Genomic DNA, 22,384 nt, shown 5'->3' with positions numbered 1-22,384 from the left:
CTGTTTGGCGGCCGCGCTTCGAGCCGGGTTCTCGTGCCATGTTTTCCTGCTGCCCATGAAGAACTCCCTGCTCCTGTCTTTTGCGATTGCATGTGGGGCCACTTTCATTCATGCGGCAGCAGGTGCTGTCGAGGCCTTCGCAAGCACCGAAGCATCAGCTGATGTGTGGCAGCTGGCGCAGGCAGCCACCAGCACGCAAGACAACCGAGGCCTTCCTTTCGCAATCGTCGACAAGATGAACGCGCGCGTCTTTGTTTTTGGTGCCGAGGGAACCCTGCAAGGCGCATCGCCCGTGCTGCTGGGGCTCGCGCAAGGAGACGGATCGGTGCCGGGCATCGGCGAGCGAAAGCTGTCCGACATACGCCCTGATGAACGCACCACACCCGCCGGACGTTTTCTTTCGGAGCCTGGCATCAACCTGCAAGGCGAAGACATCGTTTGGGTGGACTACAGCGCGGCGGTGTCCATGCATCGCGTTCGAACGAACAACAAATCAGAGCGGCGGCTGGAGCGGCTTGCGTCGGCAAATGCGGAAGATCACCGCATTTCCTACGGCTGCATCAATGTGCCCACGGCGTTTTACGACACCTATGTGAAGCCGGTGTTCGGCAGTGCGCGTGGGGTGGTCTACGTCTTGCCCGAGAAGCAGCCTGCGCGCGCGTATTTCAGCTTTTTGCCTGAAGGCGATGGTTGACACTGGTATCGGGCCTCATGCAGCGCGGTGCGTTGCAGGTCGACGCGCCGGCCCGAAGATGTATTCGAACCGGCGAATCGCCGGCCTTGGATCGGGGCCGGCGCCCCGATGGATCAGCCCACCTGGTTGATGGCGTCCTTCAGCGCCTTGCCGGCGGCGAACTTGGGGCTCTTGCTGGCCTTGATGGTGATCGCTTCGCCGGTCGACGGGTTGCGGCCCTGGCGCTCGGCGCGGCTCGCCACGGTAAAGGTGCCGAAGCCGATCAGCTGAACGGTTTCTCCGCGCACCAGGGCACGCGAGAGATGCTCGAGCGCCGAGTCGAATGCGCGGCCTGCGTCGGCCTTGCTGAGGTTGGTGTCTTCTGCGATTGCGGCAATGAGGTCGGTCTTGTTCAAAACAGGAGTTCCTTTCAATAGAACGGTTGAAAAAAGTCTGGTACAGCCCCCGAGTTTGACTGAATGCGAATGCCGAATTTCCGCACGGCGAGAACTTCGCGGTCGGGTGTGTGGCGTACTGGACAGAGTTGTACCCTAGTTATGTTTTCTCCACGTAAACCGATTCGGAACGTGAAGCAATTCCTGTAGCAATTCGGGTACAGCAAGTATCTTCGTGGCCAGCAAAAAATGGGCAACTGCTGATGTTGCCGGCTTGCGTACCCACACAATGAACAACTCGGCATCTTCGGTCTTTCGCAAGCGGAACTGGCAAAGCACACTCACCGCAGCCCTTATCGGGCTGCTGATCGTGATGGCAGTGCTCATGAAATGGCTCGTGCAGTCCCAGGTCGACGCGGCGCAGGAGCGCCGCTCTCTCGAGGGACTCGCGCGCGAAGCAGAAACGCGTTGCTTTGCACTGGCATCGCATCGCGCAACTGAGGCGTGCCGTGCAGCGCATGCGTCAGCCGCCGCAAGCGGAACCCCCGTCAGATAAAAGCAATGCATTGTCAGCGCTTGCGGCTCCTGGCCGAAGGCGCCTGCGGCTTTGCGCTTGCGGCGGCCTCGAGCGGCGCGCAGCCCGCAAACTCCTCCGATCCCACATTCAACAGTGGCAGCAATGCCGCGGCGGGAGCCACGGCACCCAAGGCGATGGCGGCACCCAGCTTGAGCGCTACCGCGGCCTTGTCGACGCCGACAGCGGGGTTCTTGAAACTGCCTTTCACGTAAAGCGGCGAGCGCAGCGAAAGCACGCGCAGTGCCTTGTTCCGTGGCTGGATCTCCAGCGCAAGCTGCTCGCTGGACAAGTTGATTTGCCCTGTCACGTTGATGATCGATTCATCGGTGTCCAGCACAAACGATCGCGTTTGCATCAGGCCTTGCGTCACCTTGAAGTCGCTTGCCAGGCAGTTCAGTTGAACTTGCCTGTCGCCGAAGATCTGGGTTGCCACCACGTTGCCGATGTTCAGCCCCATGGCTTCGAGCAAGAACTTGCTCATCGTGCCCTTGCTGACCAGCGCTTTCACCTCGCCGTTCGAAGTGCCCAGCAAGCTCGCAACCGAGTTGCCGGCCGCGGACAACGCGGCATCGCCGCCGACTTCGCCCAGGCTGGCTTGCATGGTGTTCAGCGTTGGAAAAAGCTCCTTGATCTTCAAACGGCGTGCCGAAAAACGCACGTCCGCGCGAATCGGGTCTTGCCTGCCGTCGAGCTTCACGGTGGCCGCCAGGTTGCCGCCGGCCACGCCAAAGCTCAAGGGCGTGAGCGACAGCACGCTGTCCTTCAGGTGCAAATCGGCCACCAGGCTGTCGATGGGCAGGTCCTTGGCGTGGATGATCTTGCGGCCGGCAAACTTCACGTCGGCGTCGATGCTGCCCCAGCTTGCCGTGTCGAACTTTTCCACCGGCAGCACTTTGTCTGTCGGCTGAACGGCGGCGGCGCCTCGCTTGGCCTTGTTGGCATTGGAGTCCGCACCGATCAGCGGTGCCAGGTCTTCCAGCCGCAACTGGTTGGATTGCACCTGCCCGCGCAGCAGCGGACGAGGCTGATGCGAAATGTATTCGAGCGTGCCGCCGATGTCGCTTTCACCCACGCTGCCCTTGAAGTGTTCGTACAGCCAACGCCCGCCGGCCTTGTCGAGCTTGCCGACCAGATGGCCTTCGGTGCTGAACGGCGGTGTGTTGGGCAGTGTGATGCCCGTGATCGGGTATAGGTGCGCCATGCTCGCGCCAGAGAGCTTCAGCCGCAGGTCCAGTGCAGCGAGCGCATCCGGCTTGGTCAACGTGCCTGCGATGTCGATGCGCGTGGTGCCGATCTGCACGCCTGCCTGCAGCGGATAGGGCTTCTTGTCCTGCTGGAGCGACAGCACCGCGCCGGCCCGGCCGCTTCCGTGCAGAGGTGTCTGGCGGAACGTGCCGCCAAGCTTCCATCCGATGCCGTAGCCTTCGGCGGTCTCGCGCGGCAGGCTCTCGACGTCGATCTTGAGATTGAGCTTTGCCTGCGCATCGGCGAGTTTTATCGTGCCGTGGTTCAGCACCAGCCGCTGCAAGTCGAGCTTCCACGCCGACGGCGCTGTGTCGCCGGAAGCCAGCGTCCAGTTGTTCTTGCCGTCCGCGGTGCGTTCCAGCGAAAGAACGGGGCCCGCGAGTTCCAGCGTGGGGATACGGATCGTGTGATCCAGCAGCGGCAGCGGGTTCAGCGAGAAAGTCAGCTGCTTGATTTCCGCCAGGTGTGGACCGGTCTTGCTCCAATCGGCATTGCCCAGGGTGATGTCGTGCGCGCTCAACCTCGGCCAGGGCACCCAACGGCGCCAGCCTGTTTCAGTCTCCGGGTTGTTCCATTGCAAGACCAGGTCGCCACGGATGGCAAACGGGCGGCCAGTCGCTTCGCTCACGCGTTGGTTGATCCATGGCCGTGCCCGATTCCAATCAAGGCACAGGACAAGTGCGATGCCGATGGCCGCCAGGCCCAGCAGGAAAAGCAGGGTCCAGGCGGCAATGCGTGGGAATAATGATTTCAATCTGACTCCCTTGAAACGATGCCCATTGTTCGGGCTCGGGAGAGCGGCGCGAGAAGTGCGGCTTCAATCGGCGCCGCATTCGCGAGGTTTGTGAAACCTGCTCCCTGGATCGGCCAGCATGGCCATGAGCGGCAAGGGTATCAGCGGTGCGGGCAATCGCCCGGAAACGATCAAGTCGAACTGTGAACTTGTGCTTTGTTGCCGAAGAAACGCAGCGGCCCCTACCGCAGCACAAGCACCGGGATGTGCGAGTGCGTCAGTACATGCAGCGTTTCACTTCCCATCAGCAGGCGCGCAAGGCTGCGCCGGCCGTGCGAGGCCATCACGATCAGATCGCATTGCTGGTTCTTGGCCGTCGAGATGATGGCCTCGGCCACCTGGTTGGACTTGATCACGATGGCCTGAGCGCTGCGCACGCCCTTGGCCGCCGCGGTGGTCCGCACCGCATCTACCAGACGCTGGGCGTCGTTATCCACCTGTTCCTGCGAGGCTTCGATTTCGCGCTGGTTCATCACCATCGAGCCTTCGAAGTAGCCATAGGGCAGCAGGTGCGTGACTGTCACGCTCACCAGTTCGGCCCGCGCCAGCAAGGCCAGGTCGATGGCGGCATCGACCGCTTTGTCGGAGAGTGAAGAGCCATCGGTTGCGACGAGGATGCGCTTGTACATGGCCTGCTCCTTGGCCCCCGGCACTGCGGGTGCCTTCACAGTCCAGTCTAGTACCCGGCAAGCGGGCCTACAAGGCAGGGAGCTGGGCGGCCGCCTCTAATCGCAAGCGCCGGACTAGCGGCGCTTCTTCGCGCTTCTCAGCCGAGATCCAGCTTCTTGTGTTCGCCCAGCGACGGCGGCTGATTGCCGGTGATGGCCGCCTTGGCCATCTTCAGCAATTGCACCATCTTGCTTTCCTTCACGTCCCAGTATTCGGCGCCGACGATCTCGACCGCGAGCAGCGCCAGGTTCGGATCGGTCGCGCCGCCTGGAAACCAAGCCTTGGCCGCGGGATTGAAAAGAGCTTCCTTCTTGTCCTGGTCTTCCCGCAGCGTGGCGCGGCCCGTCACGGACACATAGCTGTCGTCGTCGGTGTTGGCGTAGGCGATGTTCACGCTGGGGTCGCTTGCCACATGGCGCGCGATGTCGCCATTCTTGGGCACGAAGAAGTAGAGCGTCGAGCCTTCGTCGATGTTCTTGCTCTGTGTGGTGAGCGGATGGCTGTGCAGCTGGCCGTCGTCGTGGCGGTGGGTCAGCATGCCGTAGCGGGTGTCCTTGATCAGGTCCCAGAGCTTGGCGTGTTCGTCGGTGGTGGTCATGGTTTGCTTGCTCTCCGTTGTTCGTCACGTGGTCGAAAATCGAAGGCACCACCGTAGGCGGCCGAAAGCCGGCGCCATGAGGAAGTTGGGCGCATGCGCGTGTCATCCGATGCCGACGCAAGGCGCGGCACGGCTACCAACGACGCGCGGAGGTCAGGCGGCGGTGAGCATGCCGCGCTTCTCGATGAAGGCGACCACCTCGGCCACGCCGGTATGGGTCTTGAGGTTGGTCATCACGTACGGCCGCTGGCGGCGCATGCGCTGCGTGTCCTGCTCCATCACGTCGAGGTTCGCGCCCACGTACGGCGCGAGATCGGTCTTGTTGATGACGAACAAATCGCTCTTGGTGATGCCGGGGCCGCCCTTGCGCGGAATCTTCTCGCCGGCCGCCACGTCGATCACGTAGATGGTCAGGTCCGAGAGCTCGGGGCTGAAGGTGGCTGCAAGGTTGTCGCCGCCCGATTCGACGAACACCACGTCGGCATCGGGAAAGTCCTCGAGCATGCGGTCGATGGCCTCCAGGTTGATGGATGCATCTTCGCGGATGGCGGTGTGCGGGCAGCCGCCGGTTTCCACGCCCATGATGCGCTCGGCGGGCAACGCGCCGGCCACGGTGAGCAGGCGCTGGTCTTCCTTGGTGTAGATGTCGTTGGTAATGGCGACAAGGTCGTACTTGTCGCGCATAGCCTTGCAGAGCATTTCGAGCAGGGTGGTCTTGCCCGAGCCGACGGGGCCGCCGATGCCCACGCGCAGCGGAGGCAGTTTCTTGGTGCGATGAGGAATGTGGTGCAGGGCGGAGGTCATGGCAAAGGTCCGATTGGGTCAGCTTCTGAAGAGGCGCGAGTATTGTGTTTCATGGCGTGCCGACAGCACGGCCAAGAGGGGTGCGAAGGCCTGGCGCTCGTGGTCGCCGAGCTGCATGGCACGTTCGACGGCGTTCGGAATTTCGTTCGCAAGGCGGGCAAGAATGCGCTGGCCCGCGCTTTGGCCGAGCGGAACGGCTTTCACTGCCGCGGCGACCATGTTCTCGGCCCAGCCGAAGGCGAAGGCAAGGCAGCCGTCGTGCACTGAGGCACCGGTGCGGCTTGCGGCAAAGGCAAAGGCGACGGGGTAGCTCGCGGGCAGGTCGGCAAAAACGGCCGCGGTGTCGTCGTGGTGCAGCTTGAGCCATTCGACGAAGGAACGGCCCATCTGTTCAGTCTGCAAAAAGAACTCGGCCGATTCGCGAGTGGTCATCACCCACTCGTTGAGTTGCCGGATGCGTGCTGAATCGCCTTCGCGCCAAGCCGGAATGGCTTGCGCTACCAGTGCAAGGTCGCCGCGCGCGAAGCTCAGATAGAGCTGGTCGGAGAGCCACTCGATGGCTTTTGATTCTGAATCGATGCCGGCCCATTCGACGGCTGCTTCAACCCCTTCCGAATAGGAGAAGCCGCCTACGGGGAGGGCGGGAGAGGCAAGCCAGATGAGCTGCAGGAGGCTTTGTGCGTCGGGCATGTCAACTCTGTGCTTGGCGCTGTTTTGTGGGGCGCTTCTGTTCGGGGCGGGTGCGCGCCCTGAATCACCCATGGTCGTGATCGTCAAGCAACTCAGGTGCAAGCACGAGCGGCTTCGGACTCTTCGAATGCGAATGACCATGATCATGCGCATGGTCATGACTGTGCCCACCGCCATGCGAATGCTCATGCGACCCATAGGCGCCGCCTTCAGGCTCGAAAGCTTCCTCGACCGCAACGACGATCAGGTGCATCGAGCGCAGCATGTCGGCCAGCACATGGTCGGGCTCGATCTTCAGGTGGTCGGGCTTGAGCTCGATCGGCACATGCCGGTTGCCCAGGTGATAGGCCGCGCGCGTCAGGTCGAACGGAGTGCCGTGGGCCGTGCAATGCGTGATGCGCAGCACCGGCTGCGGCGCGGCGATCACGCGAACCAGCGAGCCGTCTTCCGCCACCAGCACGTCGCCGCCGCGCACTGCGGTGCCGCGCGGCAGAAACACGCCGATCTGCCGGCCGTGCGAATCGGTGGCGTCGAAGCGGCTTTTCTGGCGCACGTCCCAGTCGAGTTCGATGGTGGCGGCGCGCTTGAGTAGCACGGGCGCAAGGCCCCGGCCCTGGGGCATGAGTTTGTTGGCGGTGAGCATGGTGCGAATGGAACGCCAAAGGCGTGAAACGACAGGATGGATACCTTCGAGGATACGCAGCCTGTCAAGCGGGCGCCGGGCCTCTTGTGCAAGACCCTGAGGGCTCCGCTCAGAACAGGAAGTAGCGCTGCGTCAGCGGCAACTGCACCGCCGGGTCGCAGGTCAGCAAGTGCCCGTCGGCGCGCACGGCATAGGTCTGCGCATCGATCTCCATCTTCGGCGCGTAGCTGTTGTGGATCAGGTCTTTCTTGCGCACGTTGCGGATGTTCTTTACTGCGCTGAGGTGCTTGGCCAGGCCGTAGCGTTCCTTGATGCCCGCGGCCAGGCCGGCCTGCGAGACGAAGGTCAGCGAGCTTTTGGCGAGCGAGCCGCCATAGCTGCCGAACATCGGGCGATAGTGCACCGGCTGCGGCGTGGGAATGGACGCGTTGGGGTCGCCCATGGCTGCCATCGCAATGGTGCCGCCCTTGATTAGGGTGAAGGGCTTCACGCCGAAGAAGGCGGCCTTCCAGATGACGATGTCGGCCCACTTGCCGACTTCGAGCGAGCCCACCTCGTGCGCAATGCCGTGCGCAATGGCGGGGTTGATCGTGTACTTGGCCACGTAGCGCTTGGCGCGGAAGTTGTCGTTGCGCTCGTTGTCTTCCGGCAGCTTGCCGCGCTGCAGCTTCATCTTGTGCGCCGTTTGCCAGCAGCGCAGCACCACCTCGCCCACACGGCCCATGGCCTGGCTGTCGGAGCTGAACATGCTGATGGCGCCCAGGTCGTGCAGCACGTCTTCGGCGGCAATGGTTTCCTTGCGGATGCGCGACTCGGCAAAGGCCAGGTCTTCGGCAATGCCGGCGTCCAGGTGGTGGCACACCATGAGCATGTCGACGTGTTCGTCGAGCGTGTTCACGGTGTAGGGCATGGTGGGGTTGGTGGAAGATGGGAGAAAGTTTTCTTCGCCCACCACGCGCAGGATGTCCGGCGCATGGCCGCCGCCCGCGCCTTCGGTGTGAAAGGCGCAGATCGAACGGCCGCCCACGGCGGCAATGGTGTTCTCGACAAAGCCCGATTCGTTGAGCGTGTCGCTGTGGATTGCCACCTGCGTGTCGGTGGCGTCGGCCACGTCCAGGCAGTTGCTGATGGCCGAGGGCGTGGTGCCCCAGTCTTCGTGCAGTTTCAGGCCCATGACCCCCGCTTCGATCTGCTCGTGCAGCGCATCGGGCAGGCTGGCGTTGCCTTTGCCCAGGAAGCCCAGGTTCATGGGGAACGCGTCGGCCGCCTGGAGCATGCGCTCGATGTGCCAAGGGCCGGGAGTCGAGGTGGTTGCAAAGGTGCCAGTGGCGGGGCCGGTACCGCCGCCGAGCATGGTGGTCACGCCCGAAGCAAGCGCTTCTTCGATCTGCTGCGGGCAGATGAAGTGGATGTGGCTGTCGATGCCGCCGGCCGTGACGATGTTGCCTTCGCAGCTGATGATCTCGGTGCCCGGGCCGATGACGATGTCCACGCCCGGCTGAACGTCGGGATTGCCGGCCTTGCCGATGGCGGCGATGCGGCCACCCTTCAGGCCGATGTCGGCCTTGACGATGCCCCAGTGGTCCAGGATGAGCGCATTGGTCAGCACGGTGTCGACGGCGCCGCCGGCGGTCGGTCCGGTGCCCTTGCCGTCGCGCGTGCGCTGCGACTGCGCCATGCCGTCGCGAATGGTCTTGCCGCCGCCGAACTTCACTTCTTCGCCGTAGCCGCCGGCGCGCAGCGTGTAGTCGGCCTCGACCTCGATCAGCAGATCGGTGTCCGCAAGACGAACCCGGTCGCCCACGGTCGGGCCGAATATCTCGGCGTATGCACGCCTTCCGATCGTTGCCATGGCTTAGAGCTTTCCTTGAACGAGGCCGCGAAAGCCGTAGACGACGCGGTCGCCCGAAAAATCGACCAGTTCCACCGTGCGCTGCTGGCCCGGTTCGAATCGCACCGCCGCGCCAGAGGCAATGTTGAGCCGCATGCCGCGCGCGGCCTCGCGGTCGAAGCCGAGCGCGCCGTTGGTCTCGGCAAAGTGATAGTGCGAACCGACCTGGATCGGCCGGTCGGCGGTGTTCTGCACCACCAGCGTGAGCGTGCGGCGGCCGGGGTTGAGCGTGTGCTCGCCCTCGTCGGTAATGAATTCTCCGGGGATCATGGTGTCGCGGCGACTGTGATCAGACCGCCTGCGAGAGCAGCGCAGCGCCCAGCGCCACCACCGCGGCGCCTGCCGCGCGCGGCAGCCACGCGTTGGCATGGCGCAGCGCCCAGCCGATGCCGATGCCCGCGAGATGCAGCAGCACGGTGGCGGCCACCATGCCGGCCAGCGTCAGGGCCGCGCCTTGCTCGCTTGCGAGTTCCTGGCCGTGCGCCACGCCGTGGAAGACGGCAAACACACCGACCACCGCCGCAGCCGCCGCAGCAGGCAGGTGGATGCGGGTGGCCACCAGCAGGCCCAGCACCAGCAGCGAGGCCGCGCTCATCGGCTCGACGGCCGGCAACTGCATGCCCGCCAGCCCCATCAGCGCGCCGGCCAGCAGCATGCCCGCGAAAGCCAGCGGCGCCCACAGCAGATCGGGCCAGGCACGGCGTGCGGCCAGCGCGCTCCAGAGGCCGACCGCGACCATGGCAGCCAGGTGATCGGCGCCGGTCAGCGGGTGCAGAAAACCGGTGGCGAAACCGTGGTGCACGCCGCCGTCGGCGCCGGTGTGGGCGCTGGCCGCGAGCGGCAGCAGCATGGCAAGGAGGGCAAGAGTCTTGGAAGCGTTGTGGCGCATGACAGGGCTTTCTTGTTCTGGAGGAGGGTCAGACGATGGGTTGGTGGACGGTGACCAGCTTGGTGCCGTCGGGGAAAGTGGCTTCCACCTGGATGTCCGGAATCATCTCGGCGATGCCGTCCATCACGTCGGCGCGGGTGAGCACGGTGCGGCCTTCGCTCATGAGCGCCGCGACGCTCTTTCCGTCGCGCGCGCCTTCCATTACGGCAGCGGAAATCAGCGCGACGGCTTCCGGGTAGTTGAGCTTCAGGCCCCGCGCCTTGCGGCGTTCGGCCAGCAATGCTGCGGTGAAGATCAGCAGCTTGTCTTTTTCGCGCGGGGTCAGTTCCATGAGGGGGCGGCGTCGGATGCGTGGAGGTCGGCCATTATTGGGCAGGCTTCAGCTTTGCAACAGTCGTGCCGCTGTTCGCCAAAAGACGTATGTGTGGCACGAAAGATGCACCGAAACGGTGTGAACCCCGCCGAGACTTCCTCCAACCCCGACGACGCGCCGCAGCGCATCGTCAAGGTGCGGCGCGACTACAACAGCTGGGTGGCGAGCGAAACACTCGAGGACTACGCGCTGCGCTACACGCCGCAGCGCTTTCGCAAATGGTCCGAATGGCGGGTGGCCAACACGGCTTTCGGCGCGGCGTCGTTCCTCATCCTGGAGGCGGTCGGCGCCACGCTGCTGGTGCAGTACGGCTTTGCCAACGCGTTCTGGGCCATCCTGGTTACCGGCCTCATCATCTTTCTGGCGGGCCTGCCAATCAGCGTGTATGCCGCGCGCTACGGCGTCGACATGGACCTGCTCACGCGCGGCGCGGGCTTCGGCTACATCGGCTCCACGCTCACATCGCTCATCTACGCCTCGTTCACCTTCATCTTCTTCGCGCTCGAGGCGGCGGTAATGGCCTACGCGCTGGAGCTGGCGCTGGGCGTGCCGCCGGTCTGGGGCTACCTGGTGTGCGCGCTGGTGGTGATTCCGCTGGTCACCCACGGCGTGTCGGCCATCAGCCGGCTGCAGCTCTGGACCCAGCCGCTGTGGCTGGTGATGCTGGTGGTTCCGTTTGTTTTTGTATTGGTGCGCGATCCTGGTGCATTTGCCGGCATCGTGCACTACAACGGTGTGAAAGCGGGTGCGAAGGGCTTCGATTTGCACCTGTTTGGCGCCGCCTTGACCGTCGGCATCGCGTTGATCACCCAAATGGGGGAGCAGGCCGACTACCTCCGCTTCATGCCCGCGCGCACTGCCGTGAGCGCCAGGCGCTGGTGGGCGGGCGTGCTGGCCGGCGGGCCGGGCTGGGTGGTGCTGGGGGTGCTCAAGATGCTGGGCGGCGCGCTGCTGGCCTACCTGGCCATCACGCACATGGTGCCGGTCGATCGCGCCGTCGATCCCAACCAGATGTACCTGGCGGCCTATGAATACGTGTTTCCCAACTACGGCTGGGCCGTGGCCGCAACTGCGCTGTTCGTGGTGATTTCGCAGCTCAAGATCAACGTGACCAACGCGTACGCGGGTTCGCTGGCGTGGAGCAATTTTTTCTCGCGCGTGGCGCACAGCCACCCGGGGCGGGTGGTCTGGGTGGTGTTCAACGCGCTCATCGCCTTCATGCTGATGGAGATGAACGTGTTCGAGGCGCTGGGCGACGTGCTCGGCCTGTTCGCCAACATCGCCATCGCCTGGATGATGGCCGTGGTGGCCGACCTGGTCATCAACAAGCCGCTGGGCCTTTCGCCGCCGGGCATCGAGTTCAAGCGGGCGCACCTGTGGGACATCAACCCGGTGGGCGTGGGGGCGATAGCGCTGGCTTCGCTGCTTTCCATCACCGCGCACCTCGGTGTCTTCGGGCCGCTGGCCCAGGCTTTTTCGGCGCTCATCGCGCTCGGTACGGCGCTGGTGGTTTCGCCGCTGATTGCCTGGGCCACTGGCGGCAAGTACTACCTGGCGCGGGGTTCGGTGTGCCATGGCGCGGTGCCTTTTGCACCGGGCTCGGGCTCGCGCGCGGTCCGGTGGGCGCGTGTGGAGAACGACGTGGACGAGCGCGGCGCCGATGGCAGCTACCAGCGCCTCAAGGTGCAGCACTGCGTGATCTGCGAGCGCGAATACGAAGGCCCGGACATGGCCCATTGCCCGGCCTACCAGGGGGCGATCTGCTCGCTGTGCTGCACGCTCGATGCGCGCTGCGGCGATTTGTGCAAGCCGCATGCGAGCCTTTCGGCGCAATGGTCGTCGGCGCTGCGGTGGCTGCTGCCGCGCCTCAGCTGGCGCTATCTGGACACGGGGCTTGGACATTTTCTGCTGCTGATGCTGATCATCGTGCCGGTGCTGGCGGTGGTGTTCGGCGTGCTCTACCAGCAGGAGCTGCGCGCATTGGGCGAAAGCGCACTGCAGCTCGCATCGCAATCGGAACTGGCCGAAGCGCTGGCCGGGGTGCAGCGTTCGTCGCTGCGCTCTGGCTTTCTGAAGGCGTACATGGCGCTGCTGGTCATTGCCGGCGTCGTGGCCTGGTGGCTGGTGCTGGCGCACCAGAGCCGCAAGGTGGCGCAAGAAGAATCGAACCGCCAGACCCACTTGCTGATGCGCGAGATCGAGCTGCACCGCGCCACCGACCGGGCGCTGCAGTCCGCCAAGCAAACGGCGGAAGAGGCGCGCGAGGTGGCCGAGCAGGCCAAGCTCGCGGCGGAGCAAGCGCGGCGCGCCGCGGACCAGGCCAACCAGGCCAAGAGCCGCTATATCAGCGCCATCAGCCACGAGCTGCGTACGCCGCTCAACAGCATTCTTGGCTACGCGCAGCTCATGGGCGAAGACGCATCGGTGCCGCCGCACCGCCAGCAGGCGGTGGCGGTGATCAAGCGGGGCGGCGAGCATCTGCTGTCGCTCATCGAGGGCACGCTGGCCATTGCGCACATCGAGGCCGGCAAGCTCACGCTGCACGCCCGGCCCATGCGCTTTGCGGACACCCTGCGCGAGCTGGCGGACATGTTCGAGCTGCAGGCGGCCGAGAAGGGCCTGCGGTTCCGCTTCGAGACGACAGGCACCTTGCCCGAGGTGGTGCGCGCCGATGAAAAGCGGGTGTGCCAGATTCTTATCAACCTGCTGGGCAATGCCATCAAGTTCACGGCGGCAGGTGAGGTGACGCTGCGGCTTTCCTATGCACGCGAGTTCGCGTCGGTCGAAATAGAAGACACCGGGCCAGGCATGACGGCCGAGGACATCGAGCGGATCTTCGAGCCTTTTACGCGCGGCGATGCGGCAGCTGCTGCGACGCCCGGCGCCGGGCTGGGTCTCACCATCGCCAAGATGCTGACCGACCTGATGGGCGGCGAGATGAAGGTGCGCAGCACGCCGGGGGAGGGCTCGCTGTTCCGCGTGCGGCTTTTCCTGCCGCGCGTGCACGAGACTGCGGGCGCGACGGGCCAGCCGGCGCAGGTGCAGCGCGCGCGGCGCGGCTATGAAGGGCGCCGGCGGCAACTGCTGGTGGTCGACAACGAAGAGGCCGACCGCGATCTGCTCGGCCATGTGCTGGCGCCGCTCGGCTTTGGCCTGCGCACCGCCGCAAGCGGGCACGACGCGCTCGACCTCATCGCAGCCGGCTACCGGCCGGACGCGATGTTCATCGACCTGGCCATGCCGGGCATCGACGGATGGGAGACGATCCGCCGTGCGCGCAAGCTGGGCCTGGTCGATGCGCCGGTGGCCATCGTCTCGGCCAATGCCTTCGACAAGGGGCTGGAGAACGATGTGGGCATTGCCCCCGAAGATTTCTTCGTCAAGCCGGTGCGGCACTCAGAGCTGCTCGATTGGCTCGAACGGCGGCTCGGCCTGCAATGGACGGACACGGCCGCCAAGCCGTTGCCCGCCGCCGCGCCGCGCGCCGTGCAGGCGCCTTCGCTTTCGCGGCTGCGCGCACTCGACGAAGCCGTAAGCCTGGGCTACTTTCGCGGCATCATGAACCAGCTCGACGAGATCGACGCCGAAGAGCCCGAATGCAGGGCATGGACCGAGGCGCAGCGCGTGCTCGCCCGTCAGTTCCAGTTCGAGGCCATGAGCCGCGCGCTGGCCGCGGCCGTGAGCGCGGCCTGAAAATCGCGGCGGACATCAACCCCATGGAAACCACACCGCTTGCGAAAACGTTGCGCGAACAGGGCGCCAACAGCGACCTGGTGCTGATCGTCGACGACGTGCCCGACAACCTCGCGGTGCTGCACGACGCGCTCGATGAATCCGGCTACACGGTGCTCATTGCCACCAACGGCGAACAGGCGCTGCAGCGCGCCGCGCAGGCCCGCCCCGACATCGTGCTGCTCGACGCGATGATGCCGGGCATCGACGGTTTCGAGGTCGCGCGCCGCCTCAAGGCCGATGCCGCGACGGCGCATATTCCCATCGTGTTCATGACCGGGCTCACCGAAACCGAGCACCTGGTGGCCGCGCTCGAGGCGGGTGGGGTCGACTACGTCACCAAGCCGATCAAGCCAAAGGAAGTGCTGGCGCGCATGAACGTGCACCTGCAGGGCGCCCGCCGCGCCCGGCAGGACGCACGCCAGGCCGGCCAGGCGCGCAATGCGCTCGACGCCTTCGGCTACGCCAGCATTACCGTGCGGCTGCCCGAGGGCAGGCTGATCTGGCAGACGGCGCTCGCGCGCGACCTGCTGCAGCGCTACTGCGACACCCGTGCGCCCGAAACACCGCCGGCCATACTGGAATGGCTGCGACGCCATGCGCCCGATGCCCGGCAACAGGGCATCGAGCCGCCGGCGCTTTCGGTGGTGCAAGGTGCAAGCAGTCTCAGTCTTCGGCTGCACCGGCAAACAGGGCAGGACGAGGACGGCGACGAATGGATGATCGTCATGCGCGAGATCTCGGACACGGGCGTGATCGAGGCCATGAGCCTGAGCCTGAAGCTCACGGCACGCGAGGCCGAGGTGCTCTATTGGGTGGTGAAAGGCAAGACCAACAAGGACATCGGCGAGATCCTCGGCAGCAGCCCCGCCACGGCCAAGAAGCACCTGGAGCGGGTGTACGTGAAGCTCGGCGTGGAGACGCGCACGGCCGCCGCCGGGGTAGCCATCAAACGCATCCGCGAGCTGCAGCCGCAGTTCGAGATCTGAGGCAATCTGCCCGGGGCGCTGCCGCGTCGCCGCGGCCACTTTCATCGTCCCTAGAATGCCCGATCCCCGGGATGCAGGCGATGAAGAAGAACAGACTCACAACAACGATTCAATGGCCCCGGCTCGCGTGGTTGCCCCTGGCCGCCTGCGCCCTGGCAAGCGCGGGTGCCCAGGCCGGCGGCCATTTCGACATCGACGATGCCGGCACTCTCGACGCGGGCCGATGCCAGTACGAAGCCTGGTGGGGCCGTACCGGCCCGGAACCGGTGACGGTGCTGCACGCCGGCCCGTCCTGCCGCGTCGGGCCTGTCGAACTGGGGCTGAACATCGACCGGTTCTCGGTGGAGGGCGTGCATTCGGTCACCGTGGGGCCGCAGCTCAAATGGAACTTCTTCGGGCCGGCGGCCGATGCGCCGCTGAGCGCGGCAATTTCGCTCGGTGCCGTGTTCGACGTGACGCGCGGCGGCCGTGCCGGCGGGCAACTGGTGCTGCCGGTCACGTGGCGCCCGCTGGACCGCCTGCAGGTTCACGCCAACATCGGTGCCGACTGGGCCACGGGCACCGGCGCCCGAACGCCGCGCGGCGGTTTGGCGGCGGAGTGGGCGCTCGATGAAAAGGTCTCGCTGATTGCAGAGCGCAGCCGCGCATCGGGCGTGTGGACTTCACGCATCGGTTGGCGCTTCGGCCTCACGCCGCTGATCAGCCTGGATGTGAGCGCTTCGCGTACTGGGGCAGGCTCCCGCGGCGTGAACGGCTTCGTCGTGGGGCTGAACCAAGAGTTCGGCTGGAAGTAAGTAGGCCGCGGGGATCAGCGCAGGTAGCGCTGGATGCGTTTCTCGTCTTCCGCCAACTGCTGGCGCATGAGCGAAAGAAAGTCGCGGGCGGTGGTCGAAAGCACCTTGCCTGCGGGCATGGCCAGCACGCATGAAAAGAACACGTCGACCGAGAGCCGGCGCACCACGAGGCCGCGTTCGGCGTAGTCGAGCGCGGTGATCGGGTTGACGAGTCCCACGCCCAAGCCGCGCAGGGCCATTTCGCACACGCTGGCCGCGTAGGGCGTTTGCACCATCACCCGGAGCGGGACGCCGCGTTCGGCAAGTGCGGCTTCGAGGCCGCGGTGCGAAGGGTCCTCGGGGTTCAGCGCCAGGAAAGGCGCTTGCGCGAGCTGCTCGGGCTCGATGCGCTTGAAACGGGCCAGCGCATGGCCCTGCGGCATCACGACCACCCCGGGAAAGCGCGCGAAGGTCGAGTGGTCGATGCCTTCAAGCGACAGTTCGTCGGCCATCAGGCCGAAGTCTGAAATGCCCTTGGCCACGCGGTCGCGCACGTCCTTGGAGCTGAGAACCTGCAACGACACCTGCGGCCACGGGCTGTCGCCGCGCTGCGCCTTCAGGCGCTCCAGCGCACGCGGCATGAAGCCCAGCCCAAAAGCCGGATAGCAGCTGAGTTCAAGCTGGTTGGTGCCGAAGTCGCGCAGGCTGCGCATGCGGTGCTCGATGGCTTCCATGCCGATGAAGACCCGCTCCACCTCCGTCAACAGCGCGCGCGCCTCGGGCGTGGGCACCAGCCGGCCCCCGGTGCGCTGGAACAGGACCATGCCGGCCTGGGCCTCGAGCCGCTTGAGCGACTGGCTGATGGCGGGCTGCGTCACATGCAGCAACGCAGCGGCCTTGCGGGTAGAGCCGGCGCGCATCAGGGCCCGGAATGTTTCTATTTCGGTGAAGCGCATCGATAAGTTTTCTTATCGCTTGAGTATTTCAAGCTAGATGATTTTATTTGCAGATGCCTAAGATTTCGGCACGACTTCCTACCCGAGACCGCCTGAAACATGCCCGCGCCCGTAATGCACTTCAAGTTCGCCTCGCCTTCCGAGCCGCCCGCCGATTCGGCGAACACCGCGCGGGCGCGCCCGCCGCAGCCGGTGAGAAACCCCCGTTTGCAGGGCTTTCGCTGCCTGCGCTGCGAGGCTCCTTATCCGCTCACCCTGGCGAACGAGGGCTGCCCCGCCTGCCGTGCCATGGGCGTCCACGCCGGGTTGCGTGCCAGCTACCTGCCCGACCGCGGCAGCCCGCTGCCCATGCCTTACACGCCAGGGTTCACGCTGGGCGAGGGCGGCACGCCGCTGCTGGAGATGCCGGAACTGGCGCGCGAGTTCGGCGTGGCACGTCTCGCGCTCAAGGACGAATCGTCCAACCCCACCGGCTCGCATAAAGATCGGATGACGGCTGTGGGCGTAGCCCAGGCGCTGGACTTCGGCGCCCACACGCTGGTGCTGGCCTCGTCGGGCAACGCCGCGATCTCCGCGGCGCACTATGCGTGGGCCGCAGGCCTGGGCTGCGAAGTGGCAACGTACGAAGGCCTGCCGGCGGCCTATGCACGGCAGCTCGACGCCCTTGGTGCCCGGCGCTACACCTTTGCCGACAACGCCGGCCGCTGGGCTTTCGTGTGTGAGCGCTCACAGCATGCGGGCTATTTCGCGCTGACGAATTACCGTTTGCCCGCGTTGGGCAGCGCGCCGCTGGCGATCGAGGGCTACAAGCCCATTGCCCTGGAGTGCCTGAACGAGGGCGGCCTGCCCGATCACATCGTGATTCCCACGGCGCGCGGCGACTTGGCCTGGGGCATCTACGCGGGCTTTGGCGATTTGCTGGCTGCGGGGCGCATTGCGCGCCTGCCGCGGCTCTGGCTGGTGGAACCTTTTGCGCGGCTCTCGCGCGTGCTGGCCGGCGGCGCACTCAACGGGGTGTATCCGGGCCATACCGCGCAGTTTTCCACCGCTGGGTCGACCGTGACCTTTTTGCAGTGGCAGGCCGCCACTGCCTCTGGGGGCGGTGCGGTGGTGGTCAACGACGACCAGGCCCGCGCCGCGAGGCAGAAGCTCACGGCAGCCGGCATGAGTGCCGAGCTTTGCGCCGCGGGCGGACTCGACGCCGTGCGCCAGCTGCGCGAAGGCGGCGCCATTGCAGGCGATGCCCACGTGGTGCTGATGCTGACTGCCAACGCCTCGCGCGACCCGAGCTGGCCCGACCCGGCCGCCTGAGCCCTCCAGTTGCCCAAAGGAATCGAAACCATGCAAGCAATGCAACGCCGCGCCTTCCTGGCTGCCGGATCGGCCGCTCTTTTCTGCACCACGGCGCAGCGCGCCTGGGCGGCCTTTCCCGACAAACCGATCAAGCTGATCGTGCCCTGGGCGGCGGGCGGTAGCACCGATGCCATTGCGCGCGCCATGGCGCAGCGCATGAGCCAGACGCTCGGCAGCTCGGTGATCGTCGACAACCGGCCTGGCGCCGCTGGCCAGATCGGCACCGAGGCGGCGGCCAAGGCCGCGCCCGACGGCTACACGCTGGCCATTGTCGAATTGCCGCACGCCATTGCGCCCGCGGTAACGGCGCGGCTGCCCTACGACCTGCTGCGCGACTTCACGCCGGTGACGATGATCGGCACCTCGCCCCTCGTCTTCTTTGCGGGCATGGACGACGACAGCCGGGATTTCAAGACTTTCGTCAAGACCGCCGGCACGCGCCCGATGCCACCGGCCATCGCCCACAGCGGCGCGGGCACGGTGAGCCACCTGGCGGCCGAACTGCTGGCGAACCGCACCAGGATCAAGTTCAACATGGTTCCCTACCGCGGATCGGCGCCGGCGCTCACCGATGTGGCGGCGGGCACGGTGGGCGGGCATTTCGCGACCCTGGCCAGCGGCTCCAGCCTGATGGGAGCCAACCGGATCCGTCCGCTACTGGTGACGAGCGCGCAACGCGTGAGCCTTCCGGGGCTGAAGGAGGTGCCTGCCCTGGCGGAGAGCGGGCTCAAGGGGCTCGAGATCGACCAGTGGTGGGCCCTGGTCGCGCCAGCCACCACGCCGCTGGAGGTGATCGAGCGGCTGCGGCGCGAAGCCATCGCGGCGCTGGACCATCCGGCGGTGAGGGAGCGCATGACGGCGCTGGGGGTGCAGCTGAAGGGTTCCACCACAGGCGAGCTGCGGGCCTTCATGCGCGCGGAGGCCGAGCGCTGGCAGAAGGTGGCGCACGACATCGGGCTTCAGCCGCAATAGATAGAGATTGGCCGGATCGGCGGCCCGGGGCCCGGCCGGCCGCCTTTTTCTTTCAGCGCCCGGATTGCACCTTGATCCGGATCGTGTTCACGTCCCAACCCCGGTTTCGCAGCCGGGTGACAAGCATGGGCGACAGCTGGCGCAACTTGGCGGCGGCGGCGCTGCCATTGACCAGCAGGCACCACACATCCCCTTCGGCCGGGCCGGCCTGCACGGCCGGGCGCATGGCCGGCGGAATCAATCCCTCGACCGCCCGCAGCCGGTCGCCAGAGTCGCGCGCGCGCGCAATCAGGCTTGCCAGGGTGGGCGAACCTTCGGCGGCCTGGTGCAGCGTGACGGGCGGGACGGAGCGGCGATTCATGGGTAATCCGAAGGGTGGAACAAGGCAGCTAAAATGCCCGGTTTGCCGACGCTTGCGCCGGCAGATCCGGTCTGAGCCGCTTGCTTTCGAGGCTTGCATTCGAAGAAGGCGCGCCCAACTGCTTTCACCATATCTTAGGGAATCCGGTCGCAGTGCCTGCCTGGTCAGGTGCACGCCCATCTCCACGCCAATGGCAACCAACTTCCTGACCCAGATTTTCGGCAGTCGCAACGACCGGCTCCTCAAGCAGTATCGCAAGACGGTGGAGCGCATCAATGCGCTGGAACCCGAATTCGAGAAGCTCACCGACGACGGGCTGCGCGCCAAGACCCAGGAATTCAAGGACCGCATCGCCAAGGGCGAAACCCTCGATGCCCTGCTGCCCGAAGCTTTTGCCACTGTTCGCGAAGGCTCCAAGCGCGTCATGAAGATGCGCCATTTCGACGTGCAGCTGCTCGGCGGCATGGCGCTCCACAACGGCAAGATCGCCGAAATGCGCACCGGCGAAGGCAAGACCCTGACCGCCACGCTGCCGGTGTACCTGAATGCCCTGTCGGGCCAGGGCGTGCACGTGGTCACGGTGAACGACTACCTCGCCAACCGCGACGCCCAATGGATGGGCCGCCTGTACAACTTCCTGGGTCTTACGGTGGGTATCAACCTGCCGCAGATGCCGCGCGAGGAAAAGCAGCAGGCCTACGCGAGCGACATCACGTACGGCACCAACAACGAATACGGCTTCGACTACCTGCGCGACAATATGGTGTACGAGCCGGGTGACCGGGTTCAGCGCACGCTGAACTACGCCATCGTCGACGAGGTGGACTCCATCCTGATCGACGAGGCCCGCACGCCGCTGATCATCAGCGGCCAGGCCGAAGACCACACCGAGCTCTACCTGGCCATCAACAAGGTGGTGCCGCTGCTGACCAAGCAGGAAGGCGAAGCCGATCCGCGCACGGGCGAGGGCGTCACGGTGCCGGGCGACTTCACGGTCGACGAGAAGACCCACCAGGTGTTCCTGACCGAAGACGGCCACGAGAAGGCCGAACAGCTGCTGAGCGAATTCAAGCTGCTGCCTGAAGGTGCCTCGCTCTACGATCCGGCGAACATCACGCTGATGCACCACCTGAACGCCGCGCTGCGCGCTCGGCACCTGTACCACCGCGACCAGCATTACGTGGTGCAGCAGGGCGAAGTGGTCATCGTCGACGAATTCACCGGCCGCCTGATGACGGGCCGCCGCTGGAGCGACGGCCTGCACCAGGCCGTGGAAGCCAAGGAAGGCGTGCAGATCCAGGCCGAGAACCAGACGCTTGCCTCGATCACCTTTCAGAACTACTTCCGCCTGTACAACAAGCTGGCCGGCATGACCGGCACGGCCGACACCGAGGCCTACGAGTTCCAGGAAATCTACGGTCTCGAGACCGTCATCATTCCGCCGAACCGCATCAGCAAGCGCGAGGACCAGCTCGACCGCGTCTACAAGACCACGCGCGAAAAGTACGAAGCAGCCATCCAGGACATTCGCGAGTGCTACGAGCGCGGCCAGCCGGTGCTGGTGGGCACCTCGTCGATCGAGAACTCCGAAATCATCGACGGCCTGCTCACCAAGGCAGGGCTGCCGCACCAGGTGCTGAACGCCAAGCAGCATGCGCGCGAAGCCGACATCGTGGCGCAGGCCGGCCGCACGAAGATGATCACCATCGCGACCAACATGGCGGGCCGCGGTACCGACATCGTGCTGGGCGGCAACATCGAGAAGATGATCGAGGCGGTCGAAAACGACGAGTCGCTCGACGAGGCCGCCAAGCAGGCCGAGGTGGCACGCATCCGCGCCGAGTGGACCAAGGACCATGAATTCGTCAAGTCGCTCGGCGGCTTGCGCATCATCGCGACCGAGCGCCATGAGTCGCGCCGCATCGACAACCAGCTGCGTGGCCGTTCGGGCCGCCAGGGCGACCCGGGCTCTTCGCGCTTCTACCTGAGCCTGGACGATCCGCTGATGCGCATCTTTGCGGGCGACCGCGTGAAGGCGATCATGGATCGCCTGAAGATGCCCGACGGCGAAGCCATCGAAGCGGGGATCGTCACGCGCAGCATCGAAAGCGCGCAGCGCAAGGTCGAGGCGCGCAATTTCGACATCCGCAAGCAGCTGCTCGAGTACGACGACGTGTCGAACGACCAGCGCAAGGTGATCTACCAGCAGCGCAACGACATCCTCGACGCGGCCGACCTCACGGCGCAGATCGCGGCGCTGCGCGAAGGCTGCTTCATCGATCTGGTGCGGCAGTACGTGCCGGCCGAATCGGTCGAGGAGCAGTGGGACCTGGCGGGCCTGGAGAAGACGCTCTTCAACGAGTGGGGCATCGACATGCCCCTGAAGAGCGAAGTCGAGGCCGCCGAGGCCGTGAGCGACGAAGATATCGTCGAAAAGGTGGTGAAGGCCGCCAACGACACCTTCGACGCCAAGGTGGCGCTGATCGGCCAGGAGAACTTCACCCAGTTCGAGCGCATGGTGCTGCTGCAGAGCATCGACACGCACTGGCGCGAGCACCTGGCTTCGCTCGACTACCTGCGCCAGGGCATCCACCTGCGCGGCTATGCGCAAAAGCAGCCCAAGCAGGAATACAAGCGCGAAGCCTTCGAGCTCTTCGGACAGCTGCTCGATTCGGTCAAGAACGAAGTCACGCGCCAGCTGATGACCGTGCGCGTGCAATCGGGCGAGCAGCTCGAGCAGGCGGCCGATGCGCTCGAGAGCCGCGGCGAAAACGTATCCAACATCACCTACAGCGCGCCGACCGAAACCGGCGAGGTAGAGGTTCGCCTCGACGAGGAAAACCAGCGCCGCATCGCGGCCGCCGGATTGGGACTTGGCACGCTCAGCGCAGAGGCGGCCGCCTTTGCGCGCGTGGGCCGCAACGACCCGTGCCCTTGCGGCAGTGGCAAGAAGTACAAGCAGTGCCACGGCAAGCTCAGCTGACCCAGAAAACTCCAGAAGAGAAACT

General features: G+C 65.5%; 21 protein-coding genes. 7 read left to right on the top strand and 14 right to left on the bottom strand.

The genetic code is table 11. From position 1 onward, the window contains the following. Window positions 1-4: 4 nt before the first annotated feature. The gene (locus GOQ09_RS21675; protein WP_242630909.1) at window positions 5-694 is read left to right on the top strand and encodes a L,D-transpeptidase; all 690 of its coding nucleotides are present in this window, start codon (window positions 5-7) and stop codon (window positions 692-694) included. Window positions 695-807: 113 nt separating this feature from the next. Here the strand turns inward: GOQ09_RS21675 and GOQ09_RS21670 are convergent, their stop codons facing one another. From GOQ09_RS21670 to GOQ09_RS21615, 12 genes are all read right to left on the bottom strand, one after another. Continuing rightward, on the bottom strand, window positions 808-1,089 hold the full coding sequence (locus tag GOQ09_RS21670; RefSeq protein ID WP_126747002.1) for an HU family DNA-binding protein: 282 nt from the start codon (window positions 1,087-1,089) through the stop codon (window positions 808-810). 135 nt (window positions 1,090-1,224) lie between these two features. Further along, complete coding sequence (locus GOQ09_RS21665; RefSeq protein WP_157615591.1) at window positions 1,225-1,455, bottom strand: hypothetical protein; 231 nt, start codon at window positions 1,453-1,455, stop codon at window positions 1,225-1,227. Window positions 1,456-1,637: 182 nt separating this feature from the next. Then, window positions 1,638-3,644, bottom strand: a complete 2,007-nt coding sequence (locus GOQ09_RS21660) for an AsmA family protein (protein WP_157615589.1) — start codon at window positions 3,642-3,644, stop codon at window positions 1,638-1,640. A gap of 221 nt (window positions 3,645-3,865) precedes the next feature. Beyond that, window positions 3,866-4,312: a universal stress protein gene (locus GOQ09_RS21655; RefSeq protein ID WP_157615587.1), complete on the bottom strand. Its 447-nt coding sequence runs from the start codon at window positions 4,310-4,312 to the stop codon at window positions 3,866-3,868. 137 nt (window positions 4,313-4,449) lie between these two features. Beyond that, complete coding sequence (locus GOQ09_RS21650; protein WP_157615586.1) at window positions 4,450-4,950, bottom strand: pyridoxamine 5'-phosphate oxidase family protein; 501 nt, start codon at window positions 4,948-4,950, stop codon at window positions 4,450-4,452. 153 nt (window positions 4,951-5,103) lie between these two features. Then, entirely contained in the window at window positions 5,104-5,754 is a 651-nt protein-coding gene (gene ureG / locus GOQ09_RS21645; RefSeq protein WP_157615584.1) for an urease accessory protein UreG, read from the bottom strand. An 18-nt stretch (window positions 5,755-5,772) separates the two neighbouring features. Further along, entirely contained in the window at window positions 5,773-6,444 is a 672-nt protein-coding gene (locus tag GOQ09_RS21640) for an urease accessory protein UreF (protein ID WP_157615581.1), read from the bottom strand. A gap of 64 nt (window positions 6,445-6,508) precedes the next feature. Next, window positions 6,509-7,087, bottom strand: a complete 579-nt coding sequence (gene ureE, locus GOQ09_RS21635) for an urease accessory protein UreE (protein WP_157615579.1) — start codon at window positions 7,085-7,087, stop codon at window positions 6,509-6,511. Window positions 7,088-7,196: 109 nt separating this feature from the next. Then, the gene (gene ureC, locus GOQ09_RS21630; protein WP_157615577.1) at window positions 7,197-8,939 is read right to left on the bottom strand and encodes an urease subunit alpha; all 1,743 of its coding nucleotides are present in this window, start codon (window positions 8,937-8,939) and stop codon (window positions 7,197-7,199) included. A gap of 3 nt (window positions 8,940-8,942) precedes the next feature. Further along, window positions 8,943-9,248 (bottom strand): urease subunit beta, encoded by a 306-nt coding sequence (locus GOQ09_RS21625; RefSeq protein ID WP_157615575.1) that lies wholly within the window; start codon window positions 9,246-9,248, stop codon window positions 8,943-8,945. A 19-nt stretch (window positions 9,249-9,267) separates the two neighbouring features. Next, complete coding sequence (locus GOQ09_RS21620) at window positions 9,268-9,867, bottom strand: HupE/UreJ family protein (protein ID WP_157615573.1); 600 nt, start codon at window positions 9,865-9,867, stop codon at window positions 9,268-9,270. Between the two features lie 28 nt (window positions 9,868-9,895). Then, window positions 9,896-10,198: an urease subunit gamma gene (locus GOQ09_RS21615; protein ID WP_015867014.1), complete on the bottom strand. Its 303-nt coding sequence runs from the start codon at window positions 10,196-10,198 to the stop codon at window positions 9,896-9,898. A gap of 105 nt (window positions 10,199-10,303) precedes the next feature. On the opposite strand from GOQ09_RS21615, the gene GOQ09_RS21610 reads away from it, so the two are divergent. The 3 genes from GOQ09_RS21610 (at window position 10,304) to GOQ09_RS21600 (ending at window position 15,755) form a co-directional block, all read left to right on the top strand. Then, entirely contained in the window at window positions 10,304-13,933 is a 3,630-nt protein-coding gene (locus GOQ09_RS21610) for an ATP-binding protein (RefSeq protein WP_157615571.1), read from the top strand. A gap of 23 nt (window positions 13,934-13,956) precedes the next feature. Continuing rightward, complete coding sequence (locus GOQ09_RS21605; protein ID WP_157615569.1) at window positions 13,957-14,961, top strand: response regulator transcription factor; 1,005 nt, start codon at window positions 13,957-13,959, stop codon at window positions 14,959-14,961. An 80-nt stretch (window positions 14,962-15,041) separates the two neighbouring features. Continuing rightward, complete coding sequence (locus GOQ09_RS21600) at window positions 15,042-15,755, top strand: hypothetical protein (protein WP_242630908.1); 714 nt, start codon at window positions 15,042-15,044, stop codon at window positions 15,753-15,755. A 14-nt stretch (window positions 15,756-15,769) separates the two neighbouring features. Here GOQ09_RS21600 and GOQ09_RS21595 read toward each other — a convergent pair whose 3' ends face one another. Next, window positions 15,770-16,690, bottom strand: a complete 921-nt coding sequence (locus GOQ09_RS21595; RefSeq protein WP_157615567.1) for a LysR substrate-binding domain-containing protein — start codon at window positions 16,688-16,690, stop codon at window positions 15,770-15,772. 99 nt (window positions 16,691-16,789) lie between these two features. On the opposite strand from GOQ09_RS21595, the gene GOQ09_RS21590 reads away from it, so the two are divergent. Then, window positions 16,790-18,001, top strand: coding sequence for a pyridoxal-phosphate dependent enzyme (locus GOQ09_RS21590; RefSeq protein WP_157615565.1), 1,212 nt, complete (start codon window positions 16,790-16,792; stop codon window positions 17,999-18,001). Between the two features lie 30 nt (window positions 18,002-18,031). Next, complete coding sequence (locus tag GOQ09_RS21585) at window positions 18,032-19,015, top strand: Bug family tripartite tricarboxylate transporter substrate binding protein (RefSeq protein ID WP_157615563.1); 984 nt, start codon at window positions 18,032-18,034, stop codon at window positions 19,013-19,015. 52 nt (window positions 19,016-19,067) lie between these two features. On the opposite strand, the gene GOQ09_RS21580 is transcribed toward GOQ09_RS21585, so the two are convergent. Beyond that, window positions 19,068-19,376 carry a hypothetical protein gene (locus tag GOQ09_RS21580; RefSeq protein ID WP_126746989.1) on the bottom strand — a complete coding sequence of 103 codons (309 nt, stop codon included), beginning with the start codon at window positions 19,374-19,376 and terminating at the stop codon, window positions 19,068-19,070. Window positions 19,377-19,566: 190 nt separating this feature from the next. Between GOQ09_RS21580 and secA the strand changes: the two genes are divergently transcribed. Next, window positions 19,567-22,359, top strand: coding sequence for a preprotein translocase subunit SecA (gene secA / locus GOQ09_RS21575; RefSeq protein WP_157615562.1), 2,793 nt, complete (start codon window positions 19,567-19,569; stop codon window positions 22,357-22,359). The last annotated feature ends 25 nt before the right edge of the window (window positions 22,360-22,384 follow it).

The sequence above is a fragment of the Variovorax paradoxus genome (assembly GCF_009755665.1).
GTDB lineage: Bacteria > Pseudomonadota > Gammaproteobacteria > Burkholderiales > Burkholderiaceae_C > Variovorax > Variovorax paradoxus_G.
The sequence above is the reverse complement of the archived record's forward strand: the minus strand, read 5'-3'. Positions and strand labels throughout refer to the sequence as shown.

Bases quoted from the DNA above. Each gene is read 5' to 3' on its own strand.
- GOQ09_RS21665 (WP_157615591.1), bottom strand. From the start codon at position 1,455: ATGAGCACTGCCATCACGATCAGCAGCCCGATAAGGGCTGCGGTGAGT.
- GOQ09_RS21655 (WP_157615587.1), bottom strand. From the start codon at position 4,312: ATGTACAAGCGCATCCTCGTCGCAACCGATGGCTCTTCACTCTCCGAC.
- GOQ09_RS21650 (WP_157615586.1), bottom strand. From the start codon at position 4,950: ATGACCACCACCGACGAACACGCCAAGCTCTGGGACCTGATCAAGGAC.
- ureG (WP_157615584.1), bottom strand. From the start codon at position 5,754: ATGACCTCCGCCCTGCACCACATTCCTCATCGCACCAAGAAACTGCCT.
- GOQ09_RS21640 (WP_157615581.1), bottom strand. From the start codon at position 6,444: ATGCCCGACGCACAAAGCCTCCTGCAGCTCATCTGGCTTGCCTCTCCC.
- ureE (WP_157615579.1), bottom strand. From the start codon at position 7,087: ATGCTCACCGCCAACAAACTCATGCCCCAGGGCCGGGGCCTTGCGCCC.
- ureC (WP_157615577.1), bottom strand. From the start codon at position 8,939: ATGGCAACGATCGGAAGGCGTGCATACGCCGAGATATTCGGCCCGACC.
- GOQ09_RS21625 (WP_157615575.1), bottom strand. From the start codon at position 9,248: ATGATCCCCGGAGAATTCATTACCGACGAGGGCGAGCACACGCTCAAC.
- GOQ09_RS21620 (WP_157615573.1), bottom strand. From the start codon at position 9,867: ATGCGCCACAACGCTTCCAAGACTCTTGCCCTCCTTGCCATGCTGCTG.
- GOQ09_RS21615 (WP_015867014.1), bottom strand. From the start codon at position 10,198: ATGGAACTGACCCCGCGCGAAAAAGACAAGCTGCTGATCTTCACCGCA.
- GOQ09_RS21610 (WP_157615571.1), top strand. From the start codon at position 10,304: ATGCACCGAAACGGTGTGAACCCCGCCGAGACTTCCTCCAACCCCGAC.
- GOQ09_RS21605 (WP_157615569.1), top strand. From the start codon at position 13,957: ATGGAAACCACACCGCTTGCGAAAACGTTGCGCGAACAGGGCGCCAAC.
- GOQ09_RS21600 (WP_242630908.1), top strand. From the start codon at position 15,042: ATGAAGAAGAACAGACTCACAACAACGATTCAATGGCCCCGGCTCGCG.
- GOQ09_RS21595 (WP_157615567.1), bottom strand. From the start codon at position 16,690: ATGCGCTTCACCGAAATAGAAACATTCCGGGCCCTGATGCGCGCCGGC.
- GOQ09_RS21590 (WP_157615565.1), top strand. From the start codon at position 16,790: ATGCCCGCGCCCGTAATGCACTTCAAGTTCGCCTCGCCTTCCGAGCCG.
- GOQ09_RS21585 (WP_157615563.1), top strand. From the start codon at position 18,032: ATGCAAGCAATGCAACGCCGCGCCTTCCTGGCTGCCGGATCGGCCGCT.
- GOQ09_RS21580 (WP_126746989.1), bottom strand. From the start codon at position 19,376: ATGAATCGCCGCTCCGTCCCGCCCGTCACGCTGCACCAGGCCGCCGAA.
- secA (WP_157615562.1), top strand. From the start codon at position 19,567: ATGGCAACCAACTTCCTGACCCAGATTTTCGGCAGTCGCAACGACCGG.